The sequence below is a fragment of the Streptococcus sp. genome, from assembly GCF_030528045.1.
Taxonomy (GTDB): domain Bacteria; phylum Bacillota; class Bacilli; order Lactobacillales; family Streptococcaceae; genus Streptococcus.
Window position 1 is genome coordinate 1 of sequence record NZ_JAUMZR010000036.1, and the last position, 19,826, is coordinate 19,826.

Annotated in this window: 12 protein-coding genes; 7 read left to right on the forward strand and 5 right to left on the reverse strand. The window is 41.7% G+C overall.

Annotated elements, in window-relative coordinates:
• Positions 1-78 precede the first annotated feature (78 nt).
• Positions 79-4,713 carry an antigen I/II family LPXTG-anchored adhesin gene (locus tag Q4A91_RS07365; protein ID WP_303212414.1) on the reverse strand — a complete coding sequence of 1,545 codons (4,635 nt, stop codon included), beginning with the start codon at positions 4,711-4,713 and terminating at the stop codon, positions 79-81.
• 163 nt (positions 4,714-4,876) lie between these two features.
• Positions 4,877-6,076 (reverse strand): phosphoglycerate kinase, encoded by a 1,200-nt coding sequence (gene pgk / locus Q4A91_RS07370; protein ID WP_303212416.1) that lies wholly within the window; start codon positions 6,074-6,076, stop codon positions 4,877-4,879.
• 353 nt (positions 6,077-6,429) lie between these two features.
• On the opposite strand from pgk, the gene Q4A91_RS07375 reads away from it, so the two are divergent.
• Both Q4A91_RS07375 and Q4A91_RS07380 read left to right on the forward strand, forming a co-directional pair.
• Positions 6,430-7,356: a YafY family protein gene (locus Q4A91_RS07375; protein WP_303212418.1), complete on the forward strand. Its 927-nt coding sequence runs from the start codon at positions 6,430-6,432 to the stop codon at positions 7,354-7,356.
• 84 nt (positions 7,357-7,440) lie between these two features.
• Entirely contained in the window at positions 7,441-7,809 is a 369-nt protein-coding gene (locus Q4A91_RS07380; RefSeq protein WP_002879744.1) for a hypothetical protein, read from the forward strand.
• Between the two features lie 120 nt (positions 7,810-7,929).
• On the opposite strand, the gene Q4A91_RS07385 is transcribed toward Q4A91_RS07380, so the two are convergent.
• Positions 7,930-12,387, reverse strand: coding sequence for a bacterial Ig-like domain-containing protein (locus Q4A91_RS07385; protein WP_303212420.1), 4,458 nt, complete (start codon positions 12,385-12,387; stop codon positions 7,930-7,932).
• Positions 12,388-12,719: 332 nt separating this feature from the next.
• On the opposite strand from Q4A91_RS07385, the gene Q4A91_RS07390 reads away from it, so the two are divergent.
• Complete coding sequence (locus Q4A91_RS07390; RefSeq protein WP_303212422.1) at positions 12,720-14,351, forward strand: Na/Pi cotransporter family protein; 1,632 nt, start codon at positions 12,720-12,722, stop codon at positions 14,349-14,351.
• Between the two features lie 199 nt (positions 14,352-14,550).
• Here the strand turns inward: Q4A91_RS07390 and Q4A91_RS07395 are convergent, their stop codons facing one another.
• Both Q4A91_RS07395 and pepA read right to left on the reverse strand, forming a co-directional pair.
• Positions 14,551-14,847: a bacteriocin immunity protein gene (locus Q4A91_RS07395; RefSeq protein ID WP_303212424.1), complete on the reverse strand. Its 297-nt coding sequence runs from the start codon at positions 14,845-14,847 to the stop codon at positions 14,551-14,553.
• A gap of 20 nt (positions 14,848-14,867) precedes the next feature.
• Positions 14,868-15,932 carry a glutamyl aminopeptidase gene (gene pepA / locus Q4A91_RS07400; protein ID WP_303212425.1) on the reverse strand — a complete coding sequence of 355 codons (1,065 nt, stop codon included), beginning with the start codon at positions 15,930-15,932 and terminating at the stop codon, positions 14,868-14,870.
• A gap of 234 nt (positions 15,933-16,166) precedes the next feature.
• Here pepA and Q4A91_RS07405 point away from each other — a divergent pair, with 234 nt between their 5' ends.
• From Q4A91_RS07405 to Q4A91_RS07420, 4 genes are all read left to right on the forward strand, one after another.
• The gene (locus Q4A91_RS07405; RefSeq protein WP_303212428.1) at positions 16,167-17,126 is read left to right on the forward strand and encodes an ABC transporter permease; all 960 of its coding nucleotides are present in this window, start codon (positions 16,167-16,169) and stop codon (positions 17,124-17,126) included.
• Positions 17,116-18,072 (forward strand): iron chelate uptake ABC transporter family permease subunit, encoded by a 957-nt coding sequence (locus Q4A91_RS07410; protein ID WP_303212429.1) that lies wholly within the window; start codon positions 17,116-17,118, stop codon positions 18,070-18,072. Before Q4A91_RS07405 ends, Q4A91_RS07410 begins: the two co-directional genes overlap by 11 nt.
• Positions 18,069-18,821: an ABC transporter ATP-binding protein gene (locus Q4A91_RS07415; protein ID WP_303212431.1), complete on the forward strand. Its 753-nt coding sequence runs from the start codon at positions 18,069-18,071 to the stop codon at positions 18,819-18,821. The genes Q4A91_RS07410 and Q4A91_RS07415 overlap by 4 nt, the downstream gene beginning before the upstream one ends.
• A gap of 98 nt (positions 18,822-18,919) precedes the next feature.
• The coding region (locus Q4A91_RS07420; RefSeq protein ID WP_303212433.1) for a siderophore ABC transporter substrate-binding protein at positions 18,920-19,826 on the forward strand (907 nt) is incomplete at its 3' end.

Consider the following 19,826-nt stretch of genomic DNA (forward strand, 5'->3'; position numbering starts at 1 on the left):
TTCGTCTCCTCTCGCGCTTAGTTATAGGTCACCCACTACAGTTGACATAGAGCCTCTTTTCTATTTAACTTTTAGAGCTTAGTTGCTTTCGTCTTCTTTACGTTTCAACTGACCAAGTCCTAAAACTCCTACTAAAGCTGCCAGACCAAGATATGGCATGTAGCTTGAATCATTTGTACCTGTTTGAGGTAGAGTAGGATTCCCTTTCGGATTTGGAGTAGGAGTTGTTGGCTCCTCTGGTTTCTTAGATTCTGGAGTTGTCGTGCGAACTGTATTTGAAGCGTAAGCAACTTTGTTCACAGTATTTACATAGGTATTTTCAAAGGTTCCGACAGCAATTCGTTTCATTTGAATATAAGTCTCAGCCTGGAATGGAGAATCCAACTGAATCTCTTGAAGGAATTCTTCCTTGAAGCGAATGGTAATCATTCCCTTATCTTGATCATGTTCAACCTGTGTTTCAGCTGTTAAGTCTGTCCCTGCCTTGATAACACGACCGTCTTTCAATCGGATATCAACCTTGGCAAGAACTTTATAATTTCCAGTGTATTGATCACCTTTTTGGTCATAGTCATCTACAAAACTATAGTCATTCAAGTCCTCAGAATGATTTTGTGGAATCAAACCACCAATCAAACGATAATTGAAGTACTGGTTTAACGGAATGGTTTGGCCATCAATATTGTCACTGCTTGGATCCATACTGATTGTCACATCTTTTTTCGGTGTGATTTTCGGTACATTGTTGACAACTACTTCTGTAGCATAGCCATTTCCAAAATCAATTTGGTAGGCTTTGTTTTCATACTTACCACCCGTTTGACCAAATTCAGGTTTAACTGTCATCGGATCTGTGATTAGCAATGATTTTCCTGCTGCTACATAGTTCTTGTAGAATTCAGCTGGATTATCAGCTGAGAAGAGTTGGAAAGCACCTTTAACAGTAATGTTGGCTTTCTTCAACAGCTCTTGAACCTTCTTAGGCGCAGCTTCTAAACTATCAAATTGTTGAACACTGATACCTGATACAAGGTTGCCTTCTAGATCACGAATCTTAACCAATTCCGGTTGAAGGGTTAAGGCTTCTTCTGGATAATCATCCACATAGTAGAAACCATTTTGAATCGCTTCTTTAGAAGATTTATCTCCCTTGTATTGGTCCAAATCCCATGTGAGTTCATAGTAGTTTGTTGAACCAGCTAGAACTTCTTTGCCATCAATATTCACACCTTGCTTGTTCTTGTTAACTTTCAAAGGCTTGATGTAGTTGTTATTTGGATTGTCAGGATCATTTGGTTTACCTGGAGTCGTTACACGAACAATGTTTGACTTGACACCGTAGGCATCGTTGACTGTCAATGTAAAGTTATTTGTATAAGTCGCCCCATCATTCAAGACACGACCAACAACAGTTGGATATAGAGTCGTCTCAAAGGATTTTGTCAAATCTGCATTGAAAGCAGCCAAGGTCTCCTCAGTAGCCTTAAAGGTTACAGTGTGACTAGCTTTATCATAGCTTGTTTCAAAACCTTTGCTTGCAGCCTTGGTCGCTTCCAAATCAAACTGATAGCCAGTTGGAAGCGGATCTACCAATACAAACGAAGTTGTTTTTGGACGACCAGCTGTCAACGCTTCTGTTTTCAATTCAAACTTCACTACAGACTGCTTAGCAACGAGAGTACGATCGATATCTACTCCATCCTCATTTTTAATTTCTTTATTAATCTGAGGTTGTGCAAAAAGACGATTGTAATGGAAGTGAACTGTTGGCACCGCTGGTGGTGTTGGCAACTGCTTAGGAGTTGGTGCTACTGGCGGAGTTGGCTCATTTTCATAGCTTGGTGCTACTGGTTTTGATGGCTCTGGTTGATTTGGAGTTTTTACCGGTGGAGTTGGCTCATTTTCATAGCTTGGTGCTACTGGAGCTGGTTCCAATGGTTTCTCTGTCTCATATGTTGGCTCTTCTGGTTTTGATGGCTCCGGTTGATCTGGAGTTTTTACCGGTGGAGTTGGCTCATTTTCGTAGTTTGGTGCTACTGGAGCTGGTTCCAATGGTTTCTCTGTCTCATATGTTGGCTCTTCTGGTTTTGATGGCTCCGGTTGATCTGGAGTTTTTACCGGTGGAGTTGGCTCATTTTCGTAGTTTGGTACTACTGGAGCCGGTTCCAGTGGTTTCTCTACTTCATAAGTTGGAGCTTGTGGTGCAGTTGGTGCTACTGGCGGAGTTGGTTTTTCCTTAGTAATTTTCGGAACGTTGACGGCACGAATCTTACCATTGAGTGAGTACCAGATGTTTGGTCTTTTACCTGTATCAACCGCCATAACTGGATCAGAAGGAACTACTAGGGTCGCAGAAATAGCACCAACAGTAACATGATTCGTAGGGCCAGACATACTAATAGCTCCAGCACCGTACCAAGAGTTTGGTGCATCTGATGAATCCCAACCTGAACCAGGTTGACCATTTGGATACATAGTCCAACGAGATCCACCTTGGTCTTTTTTAAAGTTCAAGGTTTCTGTGGCATAAATCTTTCCGTCTTTTTCTCCAACAGATGAACCAGAAATTTTAATAAAGTTACCAGTGTAATCCTTGGCCATCTCAATAGAATTATTTTCTCTATTTAGAGATGCTACTGAAAGAAGGACATTGTCAAAATTAATTGGTTGGTCATTTTCATCATAGAAGGTAAATTCATTTTTAATGAAAATTGAAGTCCCTTTTTCAACATCACCAGTGTAAGCAGAAGCAAAGACACCCAAAGTTGGGTCACTAAAGATTCCCAACCAAACTTTTCCACTAGGATTTTTAAATTGAGAAGAAGGATCTACAGTATATTTGTAAACAATCTTGGAAATCTTTTTACCATTGTAGTATGAATTTTGAAGGTTGGTATAAGTTGCAGTTACGCTTTGCCCACGTTCTAGAAGAACAGAGCCCCATTTAACTTCTGTTTTATTCCCTACATTGGTGGTCCAGTCAGATTTGTTTCCAATATTACCATACAATTCCACCGAAGAAGCGGTAGCACCGTTTTCCAAGTTCTTGACATTTAGATTATCTAACTGAAGATTTTTCTTGCCATATTGGACTGTGTCTTTCTTAAAAGCTTCATCAACTGCTGCTGCAGTGAGAAGTTTTCCTTCCGTTTTGAGATCAAGTTGAGCATTCGGTTCTAAATCGTAAACCAAGCTCTGAGCAGATGGCTTAGACAAGTAACCATCTTGATCTTTATTATTTTCAAGTTCTACAAGGGCCGCCTTAATTTTAGCCTGCTCATCTTTATAAGCCTGCAACTTAGTCGGATACTCAGCCAACTCTTTCTTATATTTGGCAAGATCAGCTTCATATTTAGCTAATTTTGCTTCATAGTCAGTTTTAGCCGCGGCATTCCGTTGCTTGATTTCTTCGTTTTCAGCTTGGAGCGCTGCATTTTTAGCTGTGTTTTCTTCAACAGCCTTCTCATAAGCTGCTTTAGCATCAGCATTTGCCTTTTGAACACGAGCTAGTTCTGTCTGATAAGTCGCTAACTTAGTTTGGTAGTCTGTTTCGTTAGCTGCATTCGCTTGTTTGACTGCTGCCAAGTCTTTTTCGTATTGTGCTATTTTAGCCTCATAAGTTGCCTTGGCTGTTTCATTTCGTTGTTTAATAGCTTCATTTTCAGCTTGGATAGCATTGTTTTTAGCTGTGTTTTCTTCAACAGCCTTTTCATAGGCTATTTTTGCATCAGAATTAGCCTTTTGAACACGTGCCAATTCTGTTTGATAAGCTGCTAATTTAGCTTGATAATCAGCATCATTATCCTCTTTAGCTTTCTTAATAGCTGCAAGGTCTGCTTCATACTGCTTCATCGCTGCTTCATAATTCGCTTTTGCAGTTTCATTACGCTGTTTAACCGCTTCATTTTCAGCTTTAAGCGCTTCGTTTTTAGCTGTGTTTTCTTTTACTGCTTTATCATAAGCCTCTTTAGCTACAGCATTAGCTTTTTGTACTCGAGCTAATTCTGTCTGGTAAGCTGAAAGTTTATTTTGATAATCCTGTTGACTATCTTCATTTGCTTTTTTGACAGTTGCTAAATCTTTTTGATATTGTGCTAGCTTAGCCTCATATTCTGCTTTAGCTGTTGCATTAGCAGTGTTGATTTTTTCAACTTCTTCTTGATGACTTTTTAGATCTTTTTGGTACTTGTCATCCGCTGCTTTGTTTTCAGCATTGACTTTATCTGTTTCAGCCTGATGAGCTGCGACTTCTTTTTTATATGCTTCAGTTGTTGTCTTTACTTCTTCAGCCTGTTTAGCATAGTCGCCTTTAATCTCATCTTGTTTTTGAGCATTCTCTGTAGCAGTTGTGGCTGTTCCTTTGTCTTTTGTTTCATCTTGAACTACCTTAACTCCTGCAGATTTTGCATCAGCAACTGCTTTATCCAAATCAGCTGATGATACTTCTACTGGCAAAGCTGAGTCTTTAGAACCAGCCTTAGCTTGGCTTTCTTTGGCAACTTGGCTCATTTCACCCTGAGCTTCAGGTAGATTTGTGGCTGGGTTCCCTGTAGTAGCTACCTCAACTGTACTTGTACTAGTTGTCTCTGTAACTTCATCAGCAAATACTGCTTTGTCTGCAAAAGCAATCAAAGCAGTTCCTAAAACAGCACCACACAACGTTTTCGCAACTTTGCTTTTACGAAATCCATAGACTTCTTTTTTATTTTTCATTATAATCCTTTTCCTTATCTAAATTTAGTCGTTACTTTTTATATTAGCACTTTACAAGGCAGGATGCAAATATTTACTCTTTTTTTATTTATAGAAAAATTCCACCTATTTATAAATTAAATTAAAAAGAAGATGGTCACACCATCTTCCTTTAGTTAACTATTTATTTTTCAGTCAAGGCTGCCAATCCTGGAAGAACTTTACCTTCAAGGAGTTCCATTGATGCTCCACCACCAGTAGAAATCCATGAGAACTTGTCTGCACGGCCAAGGTTGATGGCTGCAGCAGCTGAGTCACCACCACCGATGATTGATTTCACACCTGGTTGTTTCACGATAGCGTCCATGACACCGATTGTTCCAGCTTGGAAGTCAGGGTTTTCAAATACACCCATAGGTCCGTTCCATACAACTGTTTTGGCACCAGTCAAAGCTTCGTCGAATTTAGCGATAGATTTAGGGCCGATATCCAAACCAAGGAAACCTAGGTCTACTGCTTCACCTTCAGTGTCTTTCACTTCAGTGTAGTCAGCAAATGCGTTTGCTTCTTTTGAGTCAACTGGCAAGATCAATTTGCCGTTTGCTTTTTCAAGAAGAGCTTTTGCAACATCCAATTTGTCTTCTTCTACAAGTGAGTTACCGATTTCGATACCTTGGGCTTTGTAGAATGTGTAAGTCATCCCACCACCGATAAGCACTTTATCAGCTTTTTCAAGCAAGTTTTCGATAACACCGATCTTGTCTGAAACTTTTGAACCACCAAGGATAGCCACGAATGGATGTTCTGGAGCTTCAACTGCTTCTTGGATGTAGGCAATTTCGTTTTCAAGAAGGAAACCAGCAACTGCTTTTTCAACATTTGCTGAGATACCAACGTTAGATGCGTGTGCACGGTGAGCTGTACCGAATGCATCGTTTACGAAGATACCATCTCCAAGAGATGCCCAGTATTTACCAAGTTCAGGATCATTTTTAGATTCTTTCTTGCCGTCAACATCTTCGAAACGAGTGTTTTCAACCAAGAGAACTTGTCCATCTTCAAGAGCGTTAACAGCGGCTTCCAATTCAGCACCACGTGTAACACCTGGGATAAATTTAACTTCTTGTCCCAATTTAGCAGCCAAGTCAGCAGCTACAGGAGCAAGTGATTTACCTTCTTTGTCTGCTTCTTCTTTTACACGTCCAAGGTGAGAGAAGAGGATTGCACGTCCACCTTGTTCAAGGATGTACTTGATAGTTGGAAGAGCTGCAGTGATACGGTTGTCATTGGTAATCACGCCATCTTTAACAGGTACGTTGAAGTCAACACGAACGAGAACTTTTTTCCCTTTCAAGTCAACGTCTTTAACAGTCAATTTTGCCATTAGATATGACTCCTTCTTTTTTTATACGTGTTAATTATATCACAAAATCCGCAAAAGAGATAGAAAAACCCTAAACTTTTCTTGTTCATTCTTCTATCTATTAACCTAAAAAACTAGGATTGCAGTCCGGAAAAGAGCAATCTTTACATAATTCGGTTGGAATAATTTAGGCAAATTTCTTGATTGATCTGCCTAATTACTTCTATACCATTCTTTTTCTAATATTTTAATCCTTAATATTCTAAACTCTACAGTCCTTCTTTTTGAATTGCTAGGTTTCTTATTATACAATATAACTAAAATAGTTTCTTTAGTTTGTGCTATTTGAGATTAAAAGAAGGGGAATTGCTACGATGAAATTAGAAAGACTAATCTATATTTTACTGTCTCTTTTAAATAAGAAGAGAATAACAGCTAAAGAGATCGCAGAGAGGTTTGAAATATCTACTCGAACTGCATATAGAGACATGGATACACTAAGTTTAGCGGGGATCCCAATCTATTCGGAACGTGGAGATAAGGGAGGTTTCTATATACCAAGCGACTATAAGATAGACAGAAACTTTTTCACTGAGGAAGAGAGACAGTTTATCATTAATATGAGCCAAAATGTTAGTAAAATCGTTGGTCATTCAAGTCTTGACAGTATCGAGCACAAGCTGTCTTCTCAAGAAATTACAAGAGCAAACAGTCCTTTTTACTTTGATCTCAGTTCCTGGACTCTTAATACAAATTATTTACTAGAAATTGAGGAAGCGATACAAACTGAACAGATGATTTCTTTTTCTTACTATTCGAAAAAACAAGAGAAAAGTCAGCGAACAGTTATTCCATACAGATTGATCTATAAACTGAATGCTTGGTATGTTATCGGTTACTGCTTAGAAAAATTAGATTTTCGTATTTTTAAATTAACTCGAATTCGAGAACTAGAACTAGTGGATATAAAAGATAAATCATTCGATTATCCACGTTTATCTCAAGAAAAGTTAGAGCTTTTTTTAAATCCCCCAAAACATAAAGTGGAGGGGCAAAGAGAAGAAATCGAACTAGTTTTTACAAGATTTGCACTCCCAAAAATCTACGATCACTTCACGGAAGAAGAAATCAGAGTCGGGGACGAAATAATAAAAGTTCAGGCATTCAGAGCTTTAACTCCTGCATTTTTTGATTTACTCTTAAGCTTTGGTTATCAAGTAAAGGTCGTATCTCCAAGTCACTTACAAAATCTACTGGTCAGTACTCTCAAAAAAAATCTTCAGCAATATGACAACCTGTAGTCATATTTCCTTTTGTATACTCTTAAGTGGGCAAAATATTTCGTGATATTCATCATAGCCCAATTATTTTACAGGAGGTTCCAAATGGATACAAAAACACTTGCAGAAAGCTATTTTACGGCAGTAAATGAGGGAGGCTGGGAAGATTTCGTAGCTGAAAACTTTGACTATGGCATGTGCGATAGTATAGAAATTCGACAAGGACGTGATGTTTATTTGCAAGGCGCAGGCCAATTCTATGCTTTGAGCCAGCATCTTGAAGTGAAGCAATTACTTGTTGATGGTCGAGCAGTCTCAGCTTTAAATCGCTACCGTTTACATTCTCCTCAAGGAAAAGAACTCGAACTGGATGTCGCAGAATTTCTGAAATTTGATGAATTTGATAAATTAGTTGCATCCAATATTTATTTCGACACTTATCGTTTCCAAAAATTTATCCAAGGAATTGAATAACAAAAATCTAGCTTCAAATTTACTCTTCAATTTCAAAACTAAAAACAAGGTCTGACTAATCTACAGTCAAACCTTGTTTTTTTTTATTTTTATGAGAAAATCCAAGATTCGTAAATCTGATTAGTCTTCTCTCCCCTTTCTAGAGAGCAAGCCGTAGCCACTCATTACTCCGAGGAGTCCCAGCGCTACTAGACTAGCATCTCTTGTCGCTCCCGTATTTGGCAGCTCTTTACTTACTTCTTCAACTTTTGCTGGTGCTGCTGAAAGAGCTTGATCCCTTGTTTGTGAGACCTGCTCTTCTTTCGTTCCTACTTCAACAATTTCTGGGATAGCTTCCTTGAGAACCTCAGTAGAATGAAGGGTGCGTTTGCCCTGAGCATCAACTTCTACAAAGCGACGAACTTGGCCTTCAACTCCTGCTTGCACAATACGGCGTTGTCCTGTGAGAAGGGCTGCATTTGGTCGTTCCTGATGTTCGAAGGCTGTTGTTTCAGTTTCAATAACTAGTTCAGGGAGAGCCTCAACTGTTGGAGCCACTTCATTTGGATCCATACTTCCAACATGGTGACTTTCTTCTGCAGGAGCTAGTTTCTTATTTAGCTTTTCTTTCATTCCCGCAAAAGCTTGTGGAGTTGGCATTTCTGAAGCCAACAAAGTTTCTGCTTGTTCAATCAACTCAGCTTTAGGATCTTTTTCACGGACGGATTCGAGCAAGCCTTCCAACTCTTCTCTAGCAGTCTGATAACGTTGATTTCCATCCAGGTCTGTCCCTGCTTGTTTCAACTCATTCAAAGCTCTGTTGACCTCTTCTTGACTGGCATCATGGTTTTCTGCAACAGCTTTCGCTGCATTGAGCTTCTCTACTAGTGCTGCTTGTTTGTCCTCGCTTGAGAAGGTGTAGGCAAGAGTTGACTGACGGCCTTGGGCAGCAGTGATTTCTTGTTTGAGGTACTCATCATTGACTGCAGCCTTTGGAGAAACCAAAACATCAAACTCAGCTGTGTGTCCCTTGTAATGAAGGGTCAAGGTCTGACGACCAGTCTTTTGAGCATCGTAGCCCGTAATTTCAACACCTTGATCTGTGAAGGCATGGCTTTCTTCTGTCTCATCATCATAGAGAACGCCGAAGCGCCCTTCTGCAAGATCCAGTTGCTCTCCTACTAGATAGTCCGTTTTCGGTTTCTGAGTAATGTACAGACCTGCTACTTCCTTTGGTTTTCCTTCATCTTGACCAGTCACTTGTACCTTCAAGTCACCGCTTACTAGAAGTCCAAGATAGCTAACTGTGAGCTTTTGTTCCCCTTTTTGATGAGCGTTGTAGCCAGATACTGTCACACCTGAATGAGTAAGGTTGATCAGCTCGTCGGCTTGTCCCCCTTCGTATTGAACACGGAGTGTTCCGCCTCTAAGGTCAAGTTTTTCTCCCTCTTTATAAACTGTCTTCTTAGGCCCTTTTTCAAGACTAACTGTAGCAATTTTTCTCTCATCCTGCGGAATCGCTACTGCCAAGGTGTTACTGATTTCTTTGCCAGGTAGTTGGGTACGATAGTAGAGGAGAGTTGGTTGCTTGTCAAAGCCCAATGGTGCTGTTGCCATATCGCCACCATTTTCAGACTTCAAGGTTGCAATCGGTGTTTGTGAATCTGCCTTGTCGTAAACGGTGATAGTTGCACCCGCTGGAACATCAGAGAAGCCTAGTTGAACTTGATGGTTTCCAAGTGAACGGGCAGCTACCTTAGCCATTGGAATATTTTGACTTTCTGTGTCCAGGGTTTCATACATCTTCCAGTTGTAGATACGAATGGCTTTCCAAGGTGTTCCGTTATCTGAAGTGATAACTTTAAGGCGCCAGTCTTGAGCAGTGATTGGTTTGTCAAGAGTGATATCCGTAACGTGCGCTTTGTTGCCACGGACTTCCTTAGCTAGTTTCCACTCACCATCTGTATCCTTGTAGTAAAGATCAAAGTCTTTGGTGTTCATCAAACCATCGTTGACAGACTCACCACCAGCTCCCGCATGATCCATGACCCATCTAACAACGGTACGTGGCTTGGTCAAACGAATATCCACACTACCGCTCAACTGAGCTGAAGACCACTTGTCTGACAGGCTAGTAATGGTACCGTTCAACATACCTTCAATACCTTCTCCACCTTCAGTATTTGGGAAAGTGCTATCGATAACCTTTGCACCTGGAACAATATTTTCAGCTAAAGATCTTGGGAGGGTCGTATCCTGAACTGTCATACCCCAGTTAAAGAATGCCGTCGCTGCTTCAGAACGAAGCCCATTTTTACCAACCGCAACGACTTTCAATTCCTGAGTCGTACCAGTCGCATTAGCAGAGCGGCTAACTTTTGGCAAGTAGATAGTGGAAGCAGATGAGCCTGTCAACAAACGCCAGTTATCCCCATCTTTTTCGTAGACTTCATAGAAATCTGCATCTTGGTTACCAGCAAATTGGACCACTGCTTCAGCTTCTTGGGCATTTTTAAGAGATTGTTTCACCACAGAAAGACCTGTAGGCGCTTGTGGTGCTTGGTGATTATCCGAAATTGTCAATTGACCTAGGTTAAACTGATAATCTTTTACAGCTCCTTCATGCTCGAAGAAGAGTTTGACTGCATAGATGGTTTTACCAGCCAGTGAGCTGAGGTCAAATTCTTCATTCTTCCAGTCATCAGAGAGAGTCAGTTCTTTCCATGCAGCTGCATCCTCAAATTTGTAGTCTGGAGTCGTAGAGAAGGCCATATAAAGTTTGGAGCCTTTTCCTCCCTTGTGGGCAACCCGAAGTTTGGTTTTCTCAGTTACTTCTAGTTTGGTAGAATACAAATTCACATCCTGGTCCGTCTTACCAGCTACATCACCTGAGAATTTAAGGGAATTTCCGCCATTGTAGGCATCTGTAAAGTCATATTCTGCACGGAGTTTTTCCCCCGTTGAAGTCTGCCACCAACGCCATGTTGGCAAGACTCCTGAAACAGAACGGTAGTTCCATTCAGAATCCTTAGAAACTTTGCCGTCTACAAACCACTTTCTACCATGACCTGTATTAAAAGAGGTAGTGAAGGTCCGGCCTACTGCGGGAGTACGGTCAGCAACTAAATTGGCAATTCCATACCACTCTTTGTCAGCTGGTTTTTGAGCCGTTGGATCTCCTTGGTAACCTGTAAAGAAGATGTCTTCGTTCTTGTGGTAGTCTTCGCCTGTTTTTCCTAGACTGGTAATCGTATCTGGCGCAAAAAGTCCAAGTGACAAGCGCAACTTGCCTTTTTCATCTAAGAGGGCATCCCATTTGACTTTGGTCTTATAAGAGCCACCTTGTTGCAATTCCAAGCCTGCAAAGACATCATACTGGCTACGTTCTAGCCATTTGGCCATCTCTACGGAGTGGTCATTCTTTTCCTTGTTCCAGTTGAAATTGGCAAAGAATTGATCCGCAGGGACCTTGTCTCCTTCTTTTTGCATGAACTGGTAGTTGTAATCACCTAGACCATCTTCGTGGTAACGACCGTATTTGTAGGTCATGGCATCGTACCAAGCATACTTGATTGGGTGATTGACCTTAGCTGCATATTCCTTTGTATAGAGCATGAATTGGCGCATTTTTTCACCAAGAGGTGCTACCAATTCCCCTGTTGTTTCTTGGTTGATGAAATAGCCATCAAAGCCATAGTACTTAGCGAGATCAACGAGCTTGCGTGCAATTGGGAAGGTGCCATCCTCATCTTGTTTCAAGGCAGCGGCAAATTTCTCTTGGTCAGCAATACTGTTTGACCAGTTGAAAAAGAGTGTTCCATAAACGGGAACTCCGTTGCGGTGACCGGCATCAATGACATCTGGAGTTGGAACTAGACCTTCCCAGAAGACCATTGAATCCAAGTATTGCCAGTAGTCAAAAGCATAGGCCTTGAATTCTTCTCCACCAACAGAAGCGTGGTCTTTAGCTTTCGAGTTGGTATTTGCTAGAGCTTGAACCTTGGCTCTTCTGCTTGCTTTTTCATTGACCAACTGCCCTCTGTGGCGCTTGGCGAGTTCAACTGAGGAACGGTTAATAGGATCATCCTCACGCGCACCCGGTTCCCATTTTAACAAATCTTCCCAAGTATCAAATTTGATTTCTTTTGGTCGGAGACTCTTTTCTTCATTTTTAGGAACGTCTGTTAGAGTCGGTTTGTCGGCTTTCTTCTCAGCTACTTGAGGAGCCTCCTCTGGTTTGACTTCTTCTTTTTCAGTTGGTTGAACTGGTTTTTCAGTTTTATCTGCCAGATCGGGGTTTGCCTCTTCTTTTTCATTAACCAAATCAGCTATTGCTGGAGTATTTTCTGAAATTGCTTGCTCAGCTACTTTGTTCTCTGTTTCCGATAATTGTTTTTCAAGGGCTGCAGTATCTGGATTAGCTGTTTCACTAGCGCTTGTAGCTTGGGCGCTCGTATTTGCAGTTGTTTCAGGGACTGCGACTTGTTCGGCAAGAGCTGGACTCACAAATAGAGCTGAACCAATCATCAAGGAACAAGCCCCGATTGACAGCTTACGAATACTGTAACGGCAACGTTTTTCAAAAAATAGATCTTTCATCTTATCCTCCTAATAAAATATAAAGTAAGCGCTTTACTTTTTGATAAAAAGTAACTGTTCTCAGTGCACACCACCAGAACAGGATCATCTTCATTTTATCTTATATGAAAGCGATGTCAATCTATTTAACATAAAAACTATAACTAGGATAATAATCAGTAAAATTTGGACACAATCCTATAAATCATCTATCTTAAAGGGAATCTATCTCTCATTTTAAAAGAAAGTTCTTGTTTCTTATGAAAATTTCAGCTAAACACTTGTGAGATTTACTTTTATCCTTTAAAATAGAATAGGAGAAATTCCGTTATTATTTTTCGGAGGAAAAAGAAATGTCCATTAATTGGCAGGAAATTTTATTTCACTTTTTAGGAGGTCTAGGACTGTTTTTATACAGTATCAAAACCATGGGAGACGGTTTGCAACAAGCTGCTGGAGATCGCCTTCGTTTTTACATTGACAAGTACACTAGCAATCCCTTTTTAGGCGTTCTAGTCGGAATCGTCGTGACTGCCCTGATTCAGTCAAGTACTGGGGTTACAGTTATCACGGTCGGACTGGTCAGCGCTAGTCTTCTCACTCTTAGACAGGCTATCGGAATTATCATGGGAGCCAACATCGGAACCACCGTTACTTCCTTTATCATCGGTTTCAAACTAGGCGAGTATGCTTTACCCTTGATTTTCCTTGGAACCATGTTCCTCTTCTTTACAAAAAACAGAACAGCAAACAATATCGGGCGCATCCTGTTTGGTGTAGGGGGAATCTTCTACGCCCTTAATCTCATCAGTGCCGGTATGAGTCCTCTTAAAGATTTACCACAATTCAAGGAATATATGGTCACTTTGGGACAAAATCCTATTTTAGGAGTAGTAGCCGGTGCAGTGATTACCGTCCTCATCCAGGCTTCCTCTGCAACTATCGGGATTCTACAAGGTCTCTATGCAGGTGGGTTCATTGATCTTAAAGGTTCACTACCAGTTCTTTTCGGAGATAATATCGGGACAACTCTAACAGTTATCATTGCAGCAGCTGGAGCCAATGTCTCTGCAAAGCGCGTTGCGGCAACCCACGTTACCTTTAACGTTTTAGGAACTATTCTTTGCTTAATCCTATTAGGCCCCTTCACTGCTATGATCGAGTACTTCCAGGAACTCCTTCACCTCTCACCTGAGATGACCATCGCCTTCTCTCACGGTGCCTTTAACGTAAGTAACACCATTGTACAATTTCCATTCATCGGAGCCTTGGCCTACTTTGTAACCAAGCTCATCCCTGGTGAAGACGAGGTTGTCAAGTACGAGCCCCTCTATCTCGACGAGCAACTTATCCAGCAATCTCCTTCTATCGCTCTAGGAAATGCTAAAAAAGAACTTTTGCACTTAGGGAACTATGCAGCCAAAGCTTTTGACCTTTCTTATACCTATATCATCGGTTTGGATGAAAAGGTAGCTGAAAAAGGGCACAAGACAGAGGAGGCCATCAACACCATCGATGAAAAACTCACTCGTTACCTCATCAGACTCTCAAGCGAATCCTTGAGTCAAAAGGAAAGCGAAGTCTTGACCAACATCCTGGATTCGTCTCGTGATTTGGAACGGATTGGGGACCACGCAGAAGGCTTGCTCAACCTAACAGACTACCTCCAACGTAAGAATGTTCAATTTTCTGATGCTGCTTTAGAGGAATTAGCTGAGATTTATCAAGCAACAACCGCATTCATCAAGGATGCCCTTGATAGTGTGGAAAACAATGATATTGAAAAAGCTCAAAGTCTGATTGAACGCCATAAAGAAATCAACAATATGGAACGTGTTCTCAGAAAGACCCATATCAAACGCCTTAACAAGGGTGAGTGTTCTACACAAGCTGGAGTCAACTTTATCGACATCATTTCCCACTACACTCGTGTATCTGACCATGCTATGAACCTAGCTGAAAAGGTCATTGCTGAACAAATCTAATACTCTTCGAAAATCTCTTCAAACCACATCAACGTCGCCTTGCCGTACTCAAGTACAGCCTGCGGTTAGTTTCCTAGTTTGCTCTTTGATTTTCATTGAGTATAAGTACCAAGAAGCTGTCCTGAATGGGATGGCTTTTTTGTCTCCTCATCAAGAATTTCTTTTGGAGCATATAAAAAAGCTTTGATTCACAATGGAATCAAAGCTTTTTAAAGAGTTCTCCAAACATGATAACAGAAACTGCAGTGCCCCTATACTTGGCTTCTTCTTTTTTGATAAAGCGCGCCAAATTGATCAATTCAGGTGCTGGATGTTTGGGATTGATGAGCAATTCACGATTGACAAGTCCTGAGAGTCGCACTGCTAGTAATTGCTCATTTGTAGTGGGTAGTTTTTTAGCAGTCTCTAGAAGAGCAGCAACTAAATCTTCACTCAAGCCCTGACGGGCATGGTTGTAGAGATCTCTTATAAGGCTTTCTAGGTTTGGTTCTACCATCCAGACCACCTCCCTTATGTTTAATAATGTTTAATCAAATCAACCGTTGAACGATCCAATTTTTTCACCAAGGCTTGCAAGAAAGCTTGGGCTTCTAAGAAGTCATCCATCGCGTAGAGAGTTTGGTGAGAGTGGATATAACGAGCACAGACACCGATAGTTGTAGATGGGACACCACCATTTTTCAGATGAGCTGCTCCAGCGTCCGTTCCGCCTTTTCCACAGTAGTATTGGTACTTGATGCCCGCTTCTTCAGCCGTTGTCAAAAGGAAATCCTTCATAACTGGGAGGAGCAAGTGGCCTGGATCATAGAAACGAATCAAAGTTCCGTCCCCAATCTTGCCTTGACCACCATAAACATCACCAGCAGGTGAACAGTCAACAGCTAGGAAAACTTCTGGGTCAAACTTAGTTGTAGAAGTATGAGCGCCACGAAGCCCAACTTCTTCTTGGACGTTCGAGCCAAGATAGAGTTCATTTCCGAGTTTTTGACCTGACAAAGCTTCTGCTAGCTCACTAACCATAAGAACACCGTAGCGGTTGTCCCAAGCTTTTGAAATGATATTTTTTTCATTGGCTGTTAAGATCGCTGAGCTATCTGGCACGATGGTATCACCAGGACGAATGCCAAAACTTTCTGCCTCAGCCTTGTCTGCAAAACCACCATCAAAAATGATATCAGAGATAGCTAGCATGGTTGGTCCACCTGTTCCACGAGTCAAATGTGGAGGGACAGAACCTGAGATCACAGGAATTTCACGACCGTCACGAGTAAAGAGTTTAAAGCGTTGGCTGCTGACCACCATAGGATTCCAGCCACCGATTTCAACGACACGGAAGGTACCATCTGGCTTAATCTCGCTGACCATAAAACCAACTTCGTCCATGTGAGATGCGACCAAAACACGCGGTGCATCCGTAGCTTCTGAATGCTTGATACCGAAAATACCACCTAAGCCATCTGTCACTACTTCATCCACGTGCGGTGTCAACCTTTCACGAAGATAAGTCCGGACAGGCGCTTCGTGGCCTGAGATCGCAGCAAGCTCTGTTACTTCTTTGATTTTTGAAAATAATGTTGTCATATCAGTTCCTTCTTTCTGTCCTCCATTTTACCACTTTTTATAGGAGAAGGATAGAGGGAAGTTGGATTAGTTTTTACTAGTTTATCCTATAAAATAGAGGGGCAGATATTATTTCAGGAATTTTTCTTTCTTTTTACATTAAATTGTCAGAAAATTTATTGACAGATTAAAAAAATCGTGTTACATTATCTCCAAGGGTATTTTTTATACCAAATCTACATGAAAGGACGGGGCATGAAACTCTCTCATATTTTAACAGGCTTACTTCTACTCCTGGTCTTTCTCTCCATTAGTATTGGAACCAGTGATTTTTCTTGGGAAAAATTCTTTGCTTTTGAGCAACAGACCTGGCTACTCTTTCAAGAGTCGCGTCTTCCAAGAACCATTAGCATTCTCCTTGCAGCCTCCAGTATGAGCATGGCAGGACTCCTCATGCAGACCATCACCCAAAATCAGTTTGCTGCTCCGAGTACAGTCGGAACGACAGACGCCGCTAAACTGGGAATGGTGTTAAGCCTCTTTGTCTTTCCGTCTGCGAGTCTGACCCAAAAGATGCTCTTTGCTTTTGGCTCATCCATTTTATTTACTCTCTTCTTCCTGGCCTTTATGACTATTTTTTCTGTAAAGGAAAGGTGGATGTTGCCCTTGATCGGGATCATCTATAGTGGGATTATCGGTTCTATCACAGAAGTTATCGCCTATCGTTTCAATCTGGTTCAGAGTATGACGGCCTGGACCCAGGGTTCCTTCTCCATGATTCAGACCCATCAGTATGAGTGGCTCTTCTTAGGCCTCATTATCCTGATAGCCGTTTGGAAATTATCCCAAACCTTCACCATCATGAATCTGGGCAAGGAAACCAGTGAGAGTTTGGGGATTTCTTACTCCCTACTTGAAAAGCTGGCCCTCTTTCTAGTGGCACTAACGACAAGTGTCACCATGATTACCGTGGGTGCCTTGCCTTTTCTCGGGGTCATCGTTCCCAATCTTGTCCGCAAGCGCTATGGAGATAATCTGAGCCAAACCAAACTCGTTGTCGCACTGGTCGGCGCCAATCTGGTTCTGGCCTGCGACATCCTCTCTCGAGTCTTGATTCGGCCCTATGAGCTGTCTGTTAGTCTCCTACTAGGAATCATCGGCAGCCTCGTCTTTATCCTACTTCTATGGAGAGGGGGACAAAAAGATGCAGTTTAAAAGCAAACATACCAAGCTCTTCTGCCTTCTCATTATTCTGGCCATCGGAGCTTGTCTCCTCTACTTTTGGCCCATCACTAACCTGTCTGCCTTTGCCTGGAAGCTGCGTTCCCAAAAAATCATCGTTTATCTCTTGGTAGCTATCGCGACAGGGATTTCGACCATTAGTTTTCAAACCTTGACAGAAAATAGCTTTCTGACACCAAGTATTTTGGGAATCGAATCCTTCTATGTCTTGCTACAAACCCTGCTACTGATATTTGAAAGCAAATTTCTACAGCTTGGAAAGTCTCCTGTCTTAGAATTTCTAGTCTTGCTTCTGCTTCAATCCCTCTTTTTTCTCGCCTTACAAGGCTACTTGAAAACGCTGATGAAGCAAGATCTGGTCTTCATTCTGCTAATCTGCCTAGCGCTCGGAAGTCTCTTTCGAAATATCAGTACCTTCCTACAAGTTCTGATGGATCCAAATGAATACGATAAACTGCAGAACAGTCTCTTTGCCTCCTTTCAGCATCTCAACACTTCCATCCTAGCCATCGGTTCTCTGATCATCCTTGCCTTGACAATCTTTTTCTTTCGAAAAGCAGTCGTTCTAGATGTCTTGCACCTGCAAAGAGAAACGGCTCAGATACTGGGACTCGATGTTGAAAAAGAACAGAGAGAACTCCTCTGGGGCATCGTGCTTTTGACCTCAACAGCGACTGCCTTGGTAGGACCTATGGCCTTCTTCGGCTTTATGCTAGCCAATCTTACCTACCTAATCGTCAAAGATTATCGGCACAAGTTGCTCTTTATCGTAGCCATTCTGATTGGATTTATTAGTTTGACCTTGGGGCAAGCCCTCATCGAACGAATCTTTGCACTGGAAATTCGCATCAGCATGATCATCGAGAGTGTGGGTGGTCTCTTATTCTTTATCTTACTTTACAGGAGGGCCCGTCGGTGAAATTGGAAAACATTGACAAATCCATTCAAAAACAGGATATTTTGCAAGATATTTCGCTTGAAGTCAGTCCTCAGAAACTGACAGCCTTTATTGGTCCAAATGGTGCTGGAAAATCAACTCTCCTATCCATCATGAGCAGACTGACCAAGAAAGATCAGGGAATTCTCAGTATCAAAGGTCGTGAAATCGAGAGTTGGAATTCGCAAGAACTAGCCAAAGAGCTCACTATCCTAAAGCAGAAGATCAATTACCAAGCCAAATTGACCGTTGAAGAACTGGTCAGCTTTGGACGTTTTCCCTACAGCCGTGGTCGACTGAAGGCAGAAGACTGGGAAAAAATCCGAGAAACTCTAGACTATCTGGAACTGACAAACTTAAAAGACCGCTACATCGATAGTCTGTCTGGCGGACAGCTCCAACGTGTCTTTATCGCCATGGTACTAGCTCAGGATACAGACTTTATCTTACTGGACGAACCACTCAACAACCTCGATATCAAGCAAAGCGTCAGCATGATGCAGATCCTTCGTCAACTGGTGGAGGAACTAGGGAAGACCATTATCATCGTCCTCCACGATATCAACATGGCTAGCCAATATGCGGATGAAATTGTTGCCTTCAAGGACGGTCAAGTCTTTTGCAAGGGAACGACTGCTCAAATCATGCAGGCTGACCTGCTCAGTCAACTCTATGAGATTCCCATCACGCTCGCGGATATCAATGGCAAAAAGATCTGTATCTATAGCTAGCTATTCTGAACTCATGTTAGAGAACCCTCTGTCTCTTAGCTAACAATCCTATATAAGAGACTCCCTACATCGTTATCACATTTTAAAAAGGAGAAATCATGAAAACATCCCTTAAACTTTATCTCACTGCCCTAGTGGCTAGCTTCTTGCTCCTACTTGGTGCATGTAGTACAAATACAAACTCAAGCACTAGCCAGACAGAGACAAGTAGCTCTGCTCCAACAGAGGTAACCATTAAAAGTTCACTAGATGAGGTCAAACTTTCAAAGGTTCCTGAAAAGATTGTAACCTTTGACCTCGGTGCTGCGGATACCATTCGAGCTCTAGGATTTGAAAAAAACATCGTCGGAATGCCTACAAAAACTGTTCCGACTTACCTAAAAGATCTTGCAGGAAATGTCAACAATGTGGGTTCCATGGTTGAGCCAGACCTAGAAGCCATCGCTGCTCTTGAACCGGATTTGATTATCGCTTCTCCACGTACCCAAAAATTCGTAGACAAGTTCAAAGAAATTGCTCCAACCGTGCTCTTCCAAGCAAGCAAGGACGACTACTGGACTTCAACCAAGGCCAACATCGAATCCCTAGCAAGCGCCTTTGGTGAAACTGGTACACAGAAAGTCAAGGAAGAATTAGCCAACCTAGACAAGAGCATTCAGGAAGTCGCTACTAAAAACGAGAGTTCTGACAAAAAAGCCCTTGCTATCCTCCTCAATGAAGGAAAAATGGCTGCCTTTGGTGCCCAATCTCGTTTCTCTTTCTTGTATCAAACCTTGAAATTCAAACCAACTGATACTCAATTTGAAGACTCTCGCCACGGACAAGAAGTCAGCTTTGAAAGTGTCAAAGAAATCAATCCTGACATCCTCTTTGTCATCAACCGTACCCTTGCCATTGGTGGGGACAACTCTAGCAACGATGGCGTCCTAGAAAATGCCCTCATCGCTGAAACTCCTGCCGCTAAAAATGGTAAAATTATCCAACTAACACCAGACCTCTGGTATC

Coding starts and splice junctions, on each gene's coding strand:
- Q4A91_RS07365 (WP_303212414.1), bottom strand. CDS start 4,713: ATGAAAAATAAAAAAGAAGTCTATGGATTTCGTAAAAGCAAAGTTGCG.
- pgk (WP_303212416.1), bottom strand. CDS start 6,076: ATGGCAAAATTGACTGTTAAAGACGTTGACTTGAAAGGGAAAAAAGTT.
- Q4A91_RS07375 (WP_303212418.1), top strand. CDS start 6,430: ATGAAATTAGAAAGACTAATCTATATTTTACTGTCTCTTTTAAATAAG.
- Q4A91_RS07380 (WP_002879744.1), top strand. CDS start 7,441: ATGGATACAAAAACACTTGCAGAAAGCTATTTTACGGCAGTAAATGAG.
- Q4A91_RS07385 (WP_303212420.1), bottom strand. CDS start 12,387: ATGAAAGATCTATTTTTTGAAAAACGTTGCCGTTACAGTATTCGTAAG.
- Q4A91_RS07390 (WP_303212422.1), top strand. CDS start 12,720: ATGTCCATTAATTGGCAGGAAATTTTATTTCACTTTTTAGGAGGTCTA.
- Q4A91_RS07395 (WP_303212424.1), bottom strand. CDS start 14,847: ATGGTAGAACCAAACCTAGAAAGCCTTATAAGAGATCTCTACAACCAT.
- pepA (WP_303212425.1), bottom strand. CDS start 15,932: ATGACAACATTATTTTCAAAAATCAAAGAAGTAACAGAGCTTGCTGCG.
- Q4A91_RS07405 (WP_303212428.1), top strand. CDS start 16,167: ATGAAACTCTCTCATATTTTAACAGGCTTACTTCTACTCCTGGTCTTT.
- Q4A91_RS07410 (WP_303212429.1), top strand. CDS start 17,116: ATGCAGTTTAAAAGCAAACATACCAAGCTCTTCTGCCTTCTCATTATT.